General features: G+C 71.7%; 11 protein-coding genes. 7 read left to right on the top strand and 4 right to left on the bottom strand.

Going from position 1 to position 10379, the window contains the following annotated elements:
- Window positions 1-82 precede the first annotated feature (82 nt).
- Window positions 83-1375, top strand: coding sequence for an alpha-amylase family glycosyl hydrolase (locus AC3E6M_RS12400; RefSeq protein ID WP_490530079.1), 1293 nt, complete (start codon window positions 83-85; stop codon window positions 1373-1375).
- Between the two features lie 83 nt (window positions 1376-1458).
- The gene (locus tag AC3E6M_RS12405; RefSeq protein ID WP_138173451.1) at window positions 1459-2019 is read left to right on the top strand and encodes a flavin reductase family protein; all 561 of its coding nucleotides are present in this window, start codon (window positions 1459-1461) and stop codon (window positions 2017-2019) included.
- Window positions 2020-2123: 104 nt separating this feature from the next.
- Here the strand turns inward: AC3E6M_RS12405 and AC3E6M_RS12410 are convergent, their stop codons facing one another.
- A complete protein-coding gene (locus AC3E6M_RS12410; RefSeq protein ID WP_138173453.1) occupies window positions 2124-3014 on the bottom strand; it encodes a DUF808 domain-containing protein in 891 nt (296 codons plus the stop codon).
- 107 nt (window positions 3015-3121) lie between these two features.
- Between AC3E6M_RS12410 and AC3E6M_RS12415 the strand changes: the two genes are divergently transcribed.
- The 5 genes from AC3E6M_RS12415 (at window position 3122) to AC3E6M_RS12435 (ending at window position 7564) form a co-directional block, all read left to right on the top strand.
- A complete protein-coding gene (locus AC3E6M_RS12415) occupies window positions 3122-4855 on the top strand; it encodes an amidohydrolase (protein WP_171024215.1) in 1734 nt (577 codons plus the stop codon).
- A 60-nt stretch (window positions 4856-4915) separates the two neighbouring features.
- The gene (locus AC3E6M_RS12420; RefSeq protein WP_138173457.1) at window positions 4916-5884 is read left to right on the top strand and encodes a MauE/DoxX family redox-associated membrane protein; all 969 of its coding nucleotides are present in this window, start codon (window positions 4916-4918) and stop codon (window positions 5882-5884) included.
- Window positions 5885-5982: 98 nt separating this feature from the next.
- Window positions 5983-6573: a molybdopterin-dependent oxidoreductase gene (locus tag AC3E6M_RS12425; RefSeq protein ID WP_138173459.1), complete on the top strand. Its 591-nt coding sequence runs from the start codon at window positions 5983-5985 to the stop codon at window positions 6571-6573.
- Window positions 6570-7304: an FAD-binding oxidoreductase gene (locus AC3E6M_RS12430; protein ID WP_252370905.1), complete on the top strand. Its 735-nt coding sequence runs from the start codon at window positions 6570-6572 to the stop codon at window positions 7302-7304. Before AC3E6M_RS12425 ends, AC3E6M_RS12430 begins: the two co-directional genes overlap by 4 nt.
- Window positions 7304-7564: a DUF6510 family protein gene (locus AC3E6M_RS12435; protein ID WP_138173461.1), complete on the top strand. Its 261-nt coding sequence runs from the start codon at window positions 7304-7306 to the stop codon at window positions 7562-7564. Before AC3E6M_RS12430 ends, AC3E6M_RS12435 begins: the two co-directional genes overlap by 1 nt.
- A 61-nt stretch (window positions 7565-7625) precedes the next feature.
- Here the strand turns inward: AC3E6M_RS12435 and AC3E6M_RS12440 are convergent, their stop codons facing one another.
- The 3 genes from AC3E6M_RS12440 to AC3E6M_RS12450 are packed head-to-tail and all read right to left on the bottom strand — an operon-like array spanning window position 7626 to window position 10370.
- Window positions 7626-8510, bottom strand: a complete 885-nt coding sequence (locus AC3E6M_RS12440; protein WP_212743480.1) for an SMP-30/gluconolactonase/LRE family protein — start codon at window positions 8508-8510, stop codon at window positions 7626-7628.
- Entirely contained in the window at window positions 8497-9249 is a 753-nt protein-coding gene (locus AC3E6M_RS12445; protein ID WP_138173463.1) for an SDR family NAD(P)-dependent oxidoreductase, read from the bottom strand. Before AC3E6M_RS12445 ends, AC3E6M_RS12440 begins: the two co-directional genes overlap by 14 nt.
- On the bottom strand, window positions 9246-10370 hold the full coding sequence (locus tag AC3E6M_RS12450) for a zinc-binding dehydrogenase (protein ID WP_138173465.1): 1125 nt from the start codon (window positions 10368-10370) through the stop codon (window positions 9246-9248). Before AC3E6M_RS12450 ends, AC3E6M_RS12445 begins: the two co-directional genes overlap by 4 nt.
- Between the last annotated feature and the right edge of the window lie 9 nt (window positions 10371-10379).

The following is a 10379-nucleotide window of genomic DNA, read 5'->3' on the forward strand; positions in this document are numbered from 1 at the left end:
GACGAAAATTGACTCCTCACGCGAACCAGGGGTCGCGCGCAACCCGTCGCCGCGCGACGGCACCGCGGGATAGCCTCGGCGCATGCCCAGCTGGCCCGAACATGTCTTCTGGTGGCACGTGTACCCGCTCGGGTTCGTCGGCGCCCCGATCCGCGACGGCGTCGACCCGGATGCCGCGCCCACGCACCGCCTCGATCGCCTCGAGCCGTGGCTCGACCACGTCATCGAGCTGGGCCTGAACGGTCTCCTCCTGGGGCCGGTCTTCGCGTCCGAGACCCACGGGTACGACACCGTCGACCATTTCCGCATCGACCCGCGGCTCGGCGACGACGCCGACATCGACCGGTTGCTGCACGCGGCGCGGGAGCGCGGCATCCGCGTGCTCTTCGACGGGGTGTTCAACCACGTCGGCCGGGGCCACCCCGCGTTCCGCGCGCTGCGCGACGGCGGCGACGACGCGGACCTCTTCCGCGGTCGCTGGGTCGACGGCCGCTTCGAGCCCGACGTGTTCGAGGGGCACGGCGCGCTCGTCGCGCTCGACCACTCCTCCGACGCGACCGTCGACCTCGTCGTCGACGTCATGTGCCACTGGCTCGATCGCGGGATCGACGGCTGGAGACTGGATGCCGCCTACGCGGTGCCGCCGGAGTTCTGGGCGCGCGTGCTCCGGCGCGTGCGCGAGCGGTTCCCCGAGGCGTGGTTCGTCGGCGAGGTCATCCACGGCGACGGGCCGGCGATCGTCGACGCCTCCACGATGGATGCGCTCACGCAGTACGAGCTCTGGCAGGGGATCTGGCACGGCATCGCCGACGGCAATTTCTTCGAGCTGAGCCACGCGATCGAGCGGCACGACGAGCTGCTCGCGACGTTCGTGCCGCAGACCTTCGTCGGCAATCACGACGTCACGCGCATCGCCTCGGCGGTCGGCCCCGAGCTCGTCCCGCACGCCCTCGCCGTGCTGTTCACCGTCGCCGGCACCCCCTCGGTGTACGCCGGCGACGAGTTCGGCTGGACCGCGGTGAAAGAGGAGCGCGAGGGCGGCGACGACGCGGTGCGGCCGGAGTTCCCCCCGACCCCGGGCGAGGTCGCGCACGTCGACGACCGTATCCTCGACGCGCATCGCGCGCTCATCGCTCTGCGCCGGCGGCATCCGTGGCTCTGGCGCGCCCGCACCGACGTCGTCGAGGTGACCAACACGACGCTCGTGCTGCGCACCGCGGTCGATGACGACGCGATCGTCGTGGCCCTGAGCCTCGACGACGCGCCCGTCACGCTCCCCGCCGCCGACGCGGCCTCGGTCGTCACCGGCGACGGCGCGCTGCACGACGGCCGCGTCACCCTCCCGCCGCGCGGCTGGGCGGTCCTCGACGGCTGACCGCACCGCGCGCCGTCCCACCTGTGTGTCGCCGCGTTGCGGATTTTCGCGCCGGACCGGCCAACGAGAGTTACCGTCGAGGTATGACTTCCCTCCCGCAGGAGCGATCCGAGAGCACCCCCGCGATCGGCACGTCCGTGTCCGCCGACGACTTCAAGCGCGCGTTCCGCGGTCACCCCGGGGGGATCGCGGTCATCACCGCCTACGGCGAGCACGGCCCCGTGGCCCTGACCGCGTCCTCGGTCTCGTCGGTCTCGGCCGACCCGCCGCTGCTGATCTTCTCGGTGTCGAGCCTGTCGTCGGCGACCCCGACGATCGTGTCCGCGTCCACGATCGTGGTCCACCTGCTCGACGCCGAAGACATCGGCCTCGCCCGCGCCGGCGCCACGAGCGGCCTCGACCGTTTCGCCGACACCACGACGTGGACGCGCCTCTCGACCGGGGAGCCGGTCTATCACGGGGTCCGCGCGTGGCTGCGATGCGCCGTCGTCAGCCGGATGGATGCCGGCGGCTCGACCGTCATCGCCGCTCAGGCCCTGCAGGTCAACGTCGAGCGCGACCTCGAGCCCGGTGAGCCCGGCGCCGCGCTGGTGTACCACAACCGCACCTGGCACCGCCTCGGCGAGCACTCCCGCCTGGACTGAGTCCGGCCCCTGGCCGCCAGATCACGCGATCTGAACGAGACCACGCGAACCACCGCGCCATAGGGCGTGCGTTCGACCACATCACGTGAGCTGGCGCACCCCGGTCAGTGCGCGGTGTCCGCCTTCCCACGCGCGAAGACGCGACGGATGCCGGTGATCACGGCGATGATGATCAGGCCGAGGATCAGCCCGAACACCGCAGAGATCGCGGAGTCCACGATCCACACGACGACCGGCCCGGCCGCCTCGATCGCGTGCTCGACGACGTGGAGAAGGTCGTACGGCCCGGACCAGAGCGTCTCGGCGAGGTTCTGCACCACGAGGTGCCCGCCGACCCAGAGCATCGCGACGGTGCCGATGACGCTGATGACCCGGAACACGGCGGGCATGGATGCCACGACCCGCACGCCGAAGCGCCGCACCCCGCGCGACGGGCTCTTCATCAGCCGCAGACCGACGTCGTCGATCTTCACCAGGAGCGCGACGGCACCGTAGACGACGATCGTCATCGCCAAGCCGATCACGAGGAGCGCACCGAGCGTCATCCAGATACCGAAACCCGGGTCGAGGCTCGACAGCGCGATGAGCATGATCTCGGTGCTGAGAATGAGGTCCGTCCGCACGGCGCCGAGCACGAGCTTGCGCTCGTCGCGCGGACCGTCGTCCTCTTCGCCGTGATGCACGCCGAACCACTCGAGCACCTTCTCGGCACCCTCGAAGCACAGGAATCCGCCACCGATGATGAGGAGGAACGGCAGCACCCACGGCGCGAACGCCGTCAGCAGCAGCGCGATCGGGATGATGATGACGTACTTGTTGATGATGCTGCCGAGCGCGATCTTCCAGACCACCGGCAGTTCGCGCGCCGGAGTGATCCCCTGGACGTACTGGGGCGTCACCGCGGCGTCGTCGATCACGACACCCGCGGTCTTCGCGCTCGCCTTGAGGGCGGCGCTCAGAATGTCATCGACGACGGCGAGCAGACCGACCGACATGCGTGCTCCTCTGGATGGGTAAGCAGAACGCCATCTTCACACACCCGCACGACGCGACCGGGACTCGGGACTATCGCCGCCCCGGCGCGGGGCAGCAGAATCGGGCCATGGAGCGAATTCTCACCGCCGAGACGATCATCACCATGGATCCCGCACAGCCCCGGGCCTCGGCCATCGCGATTCGCGACGACCGCATCGTGGCGGTGGGGTCGCTCGACGACTGCCGTGCGGCGCTCCCGGGGGCCACCGTCGAGGACACCGGAGCCGCGTGTCTTCTGCCCGGGTTCATCGACTCGCACTCGCATCCGGTCCTCAGCGGCATGGCGACGATGTACCCGGCGTATTGGATCGCCCCGTGGTTCGCGCCGACCTGGGACGACGTGGTCGAGGTCTTCCGGAAGGCGATCGCCGAGACGGAGCCCGGGTCGCCCCTGTCGTTCTTCGGCTTCGACGGTCTGCTGCAGCAGCACGAAGAACCCACCGCCGCGGTGCTCGACGAGATCTTCGGCGACCGCCTCGTGCTCGTCTTCGGCAACTCCGGCCACACCTCGTACGTGACCACGGCGGTGATCCGCGCGCTCGGCTGGGTGGACGCTCCCCCGGCCGACCCGGTGGGCGGATTCTTCGGTCGCACGCCCGACGGCGCCCTCGACGGCCGCGCCACCGAGGTGCCCGCTGCCATGGCCCTCGCCGCTCCCGTCCTGAGCGCCATCGCCGCGAGCGCCACGCCGCTGCAGGGCGCCGTCGAGTACTACATGCTCATGGCGAGCGCGGGGATCACCTCGACGTCGGAGCTCACCTACAAGACGCCCCTTAAGGGCGCGTATGAGACGCTCGCGACCCTGCCGAGCGCCCCCTTGCGCATCACGCTGTACCACATGTCCACCGAGGCCGACTGCGGCGAACCCTTCGTCTCGGACGTCCCGGCCACGATGCTGCACAAGCAGGGCATCAAGCTCTGGGCCGACGGATCGCCGTGGGTCGGGAACGTCGCGATGTCGGAGCCGTACCTCGACACCGCCGCGACGCGGGCCGCCGGCATCCCGGCCGGGGTCACCGGCGAGAAGCCGATGAACTACTCCCGCTCCCAGCTCGACGCGCTCCTCGACGCGCACGCGTCGGAGGGGTGGCAGATGGCGTTCCATGTCAACGGCGACATCGGTCTGGACATCGTCCTGGACGCCTTCAGCCGGGCACTCGATAAGCACAGCCTCACCGGGACCGACCACCGGTGGCGCGTCGAGCACATCGGCGGCGCGCGCCACGACCAGTTCCGCCGCATGGCGGATCTCGGCGTCGTCCCCTCGATGGGACCGTTCCAGTTCTGCTACTGGGGCGATCTGCTGGACGGCCAGATGTTCGAGTCCGCGATCGGCGCCGAATGGCAGCGCTTCCGCGACGCGTTCGACGCCGGGCTGAAGCCGTCGTTCCACAACGACGGCAGCGTCAGCCCGCCCACACCGCTGCTGAACATCCAGACCGCGGTGACACGGCGGACCTCTAGCGGCACCGTGCGCGGGGAGGCGCAGGCGACGACCCTCGACGAGGCGATCGCCGCGCAGACGATCAACGGCGCCTACGCCCTCGGGACCGACTCGGACGTGGGGTCGCTGGTTCCGGGCAAGCTCGCCGACCTCGTCGCGCTCGACGCCGACCCCGCCGCCGTCGATCCGGCCCGCATCGGCGCGATCGGCATCCGGGGAACGTGGCTGGGAGGCGAGCGCATCGACCTCGACGCGTTCGCGACCGCGTCTCGTCAAGTGGATGCCGCGGGCTTCGCCGCCCTGCGGATGCTCGGCGTTCCCGCCTGCTGCCACCACCGGTCAGCCGACGTGTCCTGACTGGCTTCACCCGCCCCGCGCGCCCCGGACGAAGCGGACGCGCGGGGGGATCCTGGGGGGATGCCCGGGCTCGTCCTGCTCCTCGCCTTCGTCGTCATCACCACCTTCGCCGTCAGCGGCACGAGCAAACTGCTCGACCGTGACTCGGCCCCCGCGACGCTCCGCGCCCTGCGCATCGAGCACCTGCCGGCGCGTGCCACGGTCGTCGCGGTCGCGGCGACCGAGGTCCTCACGGCGGTCGGGTTGCTCCTGGGCACCGGACCCGTCGCCGCCGCCGCGGCCGTCGCCGCGCTGGCGCTCTCGCTCGTCTTCCTCGCCGTGGGGCTTCGAGCGCAAGCGCGGCACTCGACCGACGAGTGCGGGTGCTTCGGGCGCGTGGCATCCACCCGGGTCGGACCGTGGATGACCGCGCGGAACACAGCGCTCGTCATCGTGAGCGCGATCGTCGCGGTCGGAGCTTTCACGATGCCCGCCGCTTGGCCCGTCGCCGCGCAGGCGGCCGCGCAGCCGGTCGCGAGCGCGGCGCTCGCCGTGGCCGCTCTCGCACTCGCGGTGATCGGGGCGTCTCTGCGCCCCGCGGGACGGCGCTCGGCTGCGGTCGACGCCGTGCCCGACGCCGCCCTGATCACTCCGGACGGTGGCGTCGTCGTGCCCCGGCAGCGCGCCTTGCGGGGGCGCGCGCAGTTGCTGTTGTTCGTCCGCCGGGGGTGCAGCTCGTGCGAGAACCTCATCGACCGGATGACGTGGGACCGCGACCTACTCGAGACGCTCGTGGACGTGCGGCTGATCGTGCCGGTCGGCGACGGTTCGGCACTCGACGACGCCGACGGACTCCACGTCGACCCGTCCGGGGAGTTCGCCGTCGCCCTCGGCATCCCGGGCAATCGACCGGCGGGGGTGCTGCTGACCACCGCGGGGGATCTCCTGCTCCCGATCGCCGTGGGCGGAGAGGAGACGGCGTCCCTCGTCGACACCGTGCTCGCGGCCGCCGCCGACGCGCGACCCACCGAGGGGACCTCGACGAGCTGAGCACACCGCGCGTGCGCGCCTCGACAATCGTCCCTGTCGCCTCTCCACCGACCTGGCTAGGGTGAAACTCGTCGGGCTCCGGGAGGAAAGAGGCATCCATGTCGTTCATCACTCGAGGCTTCTCGGGTCGCCGCGCCGAGCGCGATCCGCGCCTCCCTCCCGGACAGACCCTCGTCGGAGACTGGCCGATGCTCTCGGCCGGTCCGACGCCTGAGATCGAGGCCGACGCCTGGGAGTTCGTCGTCCGCACCGAGAACGGCGACCACCGGTGGAACACGGCGCAGTTGCAGGCTCTCGGCATGGAGGACATCACCGTCGACATCCACTGCGTCACGCACTGGACCAAGCTCGACATGCCGTGGCGCGGGGTGTCGCTCGACCGCATCTTCGACGAGGTCGAGACCGCGCACGACTTCGTCATGGCGCACTCGTACGGTGGCTACACCACGAACGTCCCGCTGGAAGACCTGCTCGACGGCAAGAGCTGGATCGCGTTCGAGGCCGACGGCGAGCCGCTCACCCCCGAGCACGGCGGTCCCGCGCGCCTGCTCGTCCCGCACTTGTACTTCTGGAAGAGCGCCAAGTGGGTGCGGGGCCTCGTGACCATGCCCGACGACGATCCCGGCTTCTGGGAGCAGAACGGCTACCACCTGCACGGCGACCCGTGGCAGGAGGAACGGTACTGGTGACGCGCCGCCCGACCGCCTGGCACACCGCGACGGTCGCCGACGTGCGCCCCGAGACGCCGACCGCGCGCCGCATCGAGCTCGACATCCCGACGTGGCCGGGCAACGACGCCGGAGCACACCTCGACCTGCGCCTGACCGCGCCCGACGGCTACCAGGCCTCGCGGTCGTACTCGATCGCCTCGGCGGGCGAGGGCACGCGCGTCACGCTCGCCGTGGACGAGGTGCCCGAGGGCGAAGTATCGCCCTTCCTCGTGCACGACCTGCGGTCCGGCGACGAGATCGAGGTGCACGGCCCCCTCGGGGCGTTCTTCGTCTGGACACCGACACCCGACCCCCGCCCGGTACAGCTGATCGCCGGCGGCTCGGGCGTCGTGCCCCTGTTCGCGATGGCGCAGGCGCACGCCGACAGCGGCGACGCGAGCGAATTCCGGCTGTTGTATTCGGTGCGCACGCCGCAGGACGTGTTCTTCGCCGACGAGCTCGCCGCCCTCGCGGCATCCGGAACCCTCCGGTACGACCCCGTCTACACCCGCACCGCTCCTCCGGGGGCAACGGTGCCACCGGGGCGCCTCACCGCGGATCGCCTCCGCGACGCGGTCGTCGGGGCCGAACGCGCGCCCCGCGTGTACGTGTGCGGTCCGACCCCGTTCGTCGAGGCCGTCTCGCGCTGGCTCCTGGATGCCGGGCACCGCCCCGGCGACATCCGCACCGAGCGATTCGGAGGCTCGTGATGGACGTTCTCGACGGCAACGCGCTCGCCGGCCGCCTGGCCGACCTGCTCGGGTGGGATGCCACCGACTCCCTCGTCCGCTGTCGGGCCTGCGGGTCGCTGGGCGCCGTCGCCGCGACCGCCGTCTACGCCACCGCGATGGGCCTGGTCGCCCGCTGTCGCGCGTGCGACGCCGTGCTGCTCACCCTGGTCGACGCCGCGGATGGGCGCTCGTGGGTCGGGATGCCGGGAATCAGCGCCCTCGAGGTGCGGCGGGCGTAGCGTCACCGTCCGTACACCGAACCGGACAGCAGGCATGGTGCTCCGTCCGGCCGCGCCGTCGTCAGCCGCCGAACGCGAAGACCGGCGCCCCGCGCACGCTCGACGGAACCGCCGCGACCCGGCCCGCGAGCGGCTCCGCCCCCGCGGCGATCCCCTGACGCGAGGTCGTGACGTACAGGACCGGGTCATCGCCCCCACCGAACGCGCACGACGTCGGGTTCGTCACCGGGAGCGGCAGCACCTGGTCGAGTCGCCCCTCGGGGTCGTAGCGGTGCACGGCACCGCCGCCCCACATGGCCACCCACAGGCCGCCCTCCTCGTCGAGGGCCATGCCGTCGGGAGACCCCGGAGCGTCGTCCTCCATCCGCACGAACACCCGCGAGGCGCCGAACGTGCCGCGATCGAGGTCGTAGTCGTAGGCCCGGATCTCGCGCGAGAGCGTGTCGGCGTGGAGCGCCGTGGTCCCGGCATCCGTCCACACCAGTCCGTTCGGGATTGACACCCCCTCGAGGACGACGTGGACGCTCAGGTCGGGGTCGAGGCGGTAGAGCCGACCGCCGCCCGGACGCATGTCGTAGGCCATCGAGCCGCAGAAAAAGCGCCCTGCGGCGTCGCACGCGCCCTCGTTCATGCGCACCCCGGGGTCGTCGAACACCGGGATCCGCTGGACGACGGCGAGGTCGTCGTCGAGCAGCGCGAAACCGCGCTCCACCGCAGCGACGAACCCGCCGCCCCGACGACGCCGGATCACGCTCAGCACGTCCGCGACGTGCGTGCGATCGACGGATGCCACCTCTTCGGCGACCGTGATGAGGTCACCGGCGAGCATGTCGACGTGGCGCAGCGTGCCCGTCGTGGCATCCCAGAAGGCGCCCTCGCCGTGGTCGACCGCGGGATCACCGATCCAGCGGACCTCAACCGGACGTGTCAGGTCAGAGCCACCCACCGTCGACCACCCACTTCTGCGCCGTGCACATCGCCGAATCGTCGGCGGCCAGCCACAGCACCATGCGTGCCACGTCGGCCGGGTACACCTTGTCCTCCAGGCTCTGGCTGCGCCGGATGTGCTCCTCCGCCTCGGGAGTCACCCAGTCCCGCACCTGCCGCGACGTCATGACCCAGCCCGGGATGACGCAGTTCACGCGGATGCGATCCGGGCCGAGCTCGCGAGCGAGCGTACGCGTGAGTCCCTCGATGCCGGCTTTGGCCGTGATGTAGCCGACCAGGTCTTGCAGATCGATGTGCGCGCTGATCGACCCCATGTTGATGATCGAGCCGCCGCCCGCCGCCCGCATCAGCGGGGCGACGGCCCGCGCGGCGAAGAAGTGGTGCCGGAGGTTCACCGCCTGCCGGTCGTCCCAGTACGCCGCGTCGAGCTCGTCGATCGTGTGCCGCAGGTCGTGCGCGGCGTTGTTGACGAGGATCTGCACGGGACCCAGTTCGGCGGCGAACCGCGCGATCGCGTCCTCCAGCGCGGGGATGTCGCGCACGTCGCACTGGAGGAATCGGGCGGCCTCGCCGAGCTCGGCGGCGAGCGCCTCCGCCGCGGGAACGTCGATGTCGACGAACCCGACACGGGCGCCCTGCGCGACGAGCTGGCGAACGATCTCCTCGCCGAGACCGGTCGCGCCGCCACTCACGACGGCGACACGTCCCGCCAGGCTCGGGTAGCTCGCGTACGTCATGCCGGAACACCGCCCGGCAGGATCACCGCGCGCCCGACCGCACCCGCAGCGAGCGCGGCGAACGCCTCGTTCACCCCGTCGAGCGGGTAGCGGGTGCCGATGAGCTCGTCGAGGGGAAGGAGCCCCGCACGGTACAGCTCGAAGATCGCGGGGAGATCCAGCGCCGGAACCGAGGAGCCGTACAGCGACCCGACGATCTTCTTCTGCCGCTGCACCAGCTCGTTGATCGGCACGTCGAACGTCTGCCCGACGGCGCCGAGCCCGACCGCGACCGCGGTGCCGAGCGGCCGGAGCATCCGCACCGCGGTGGTGAGGGTCTGCGGGCGGCCGACGGCCTCGATGGCCCACGCCACCCCGCCGGGCGCGATCGCGAGCACGTCATCGACCGGGTCGCCCTCCCCCGCGAGCACGGTGTGCGTCGCCCCGAGACGGCGGGCGAGCTCGAGCTTGTCCGCGTCGACGTCGACGGCGATGAGGGGGTAGGCGCCGGAGAGCTTCGCGCCCATGATGGCCGCGAGCCCCACACCGCCCGCCCCGATCACGACGACCGGGTCGCCCAGGCACCGCCCGATGACGTTGCGTGCGACCCCGACACCGGTGATCACGGCGCACCCCGCGATCGCGGCGATCTCGGCCGGGATGTCGTCGGGCACGGGCACGACGCTGCGCTCGTGGACGACGACCCGCTCGGCGAAGCTCGACGCCCCGAGCAGGTGGTGCACGGGCCCGTCGGTGTCGCTCATGCGCGTGGTGCCGTCGAGCAGGCCACCGGATTGGGCCTGGACCGCACCCATCTCGCACATGATGGGGGCGCCGACCATGCACTGGCGGCACCGCCCGCAGTTGGGCCGCCACAGCAGGGCCACCCGGTCACCGACGCGGATCGCGCCGCTCGTGCGCTCGCCGACCGCCCGCACGCGGCCGGCGCCCTCGTGCCCCGGCACGACGGGGAGCGGGCAGCGCAGCTCTCCCCGGAGGTAGTGGAGGTCGGAGTGGCAGACGCCCGCCGCCTCGATCTCGACGAGGATCTCCTCCGGACCGGGGTCGGCGAGTTCGATCTGCTCGATCCGCGGGGGTTCGCCGGGCTCTCGCAGCACGGCGGCGTGGATCAGGGACGACATCGGGGCTCC

This window comes from Microbacterium sp. SCPM-O-B-15248 (M128) (genome assembly GCF_058214835.1).

Bases quoted from the DNA above. Each gene is read 5' to 3' on its own strand.
- AC3E6M_RS12405 (WP_138173451.1), top strand. From the start codon at position 1,459: ATGACTTCCCTCCCGCAGGAGCGATCCGAGAGCACCCCCGCGATCGGC.
- AC3E6M_RS12435 (WP_138173461.1), top strand. From the start codon at position 7,304: ATGGACGTTCTCGACGGCAACGCGCTCGCCGGCCGCCTGGCCGACCTG.
- AC3E6M_RS12445 (WP_138173463.1), bottom strand. From the start codon at position 9,249: ATGACGTACGCGAGCTACCCGAGCCTGGCGGGACGTGTCGCCGTCGTG.
- AC3E6M_RS12450 (WP_138173465.1), bottom strand. From the start codon at position 10,370: ATGTCGTCCCTGATCCACGCCGCCGTGCTGCGAGAGCCCGGCGAACCC.
- AC3E6M_RS12400 (WP_490530079.1), top strand. From the start codon at position 83: ATGCCCAGCTGGCCCGAACATGTCTTCTGGTGGCACGTGTACCCGCTC.
- AC3E6M_RS12420 (WP_138173457.1), top strand. From the start codon at position 4,916: ATGCCCGGGCTCGTCCTGCTCCTCGCCTTCGTCGTCATCACCACCTTC.
- AC3E6M_RS12425 (WP_138173459.1), top strand. From the start codon at position 5,983: ATGTCGTTCATCACTCGAGGCTTCTCGGGTCGCCGCGCCGAGCGCGAT.
- AC3E6M_RS12415 (WP_171024215.1), top strand. From the start codon at position 3,122: ATGGAGCGAATTCTCACCGCCGAGACGATCATCACCATGGATCCCGCA.
- AC3E6M_RS12410 (WP_138173453.1), bottom strand. From the start codon at position 3,014: ATGTCGGTCGGTCTGCTCGCCGTCGTCGATGACATTCTGAGCGCCGCC.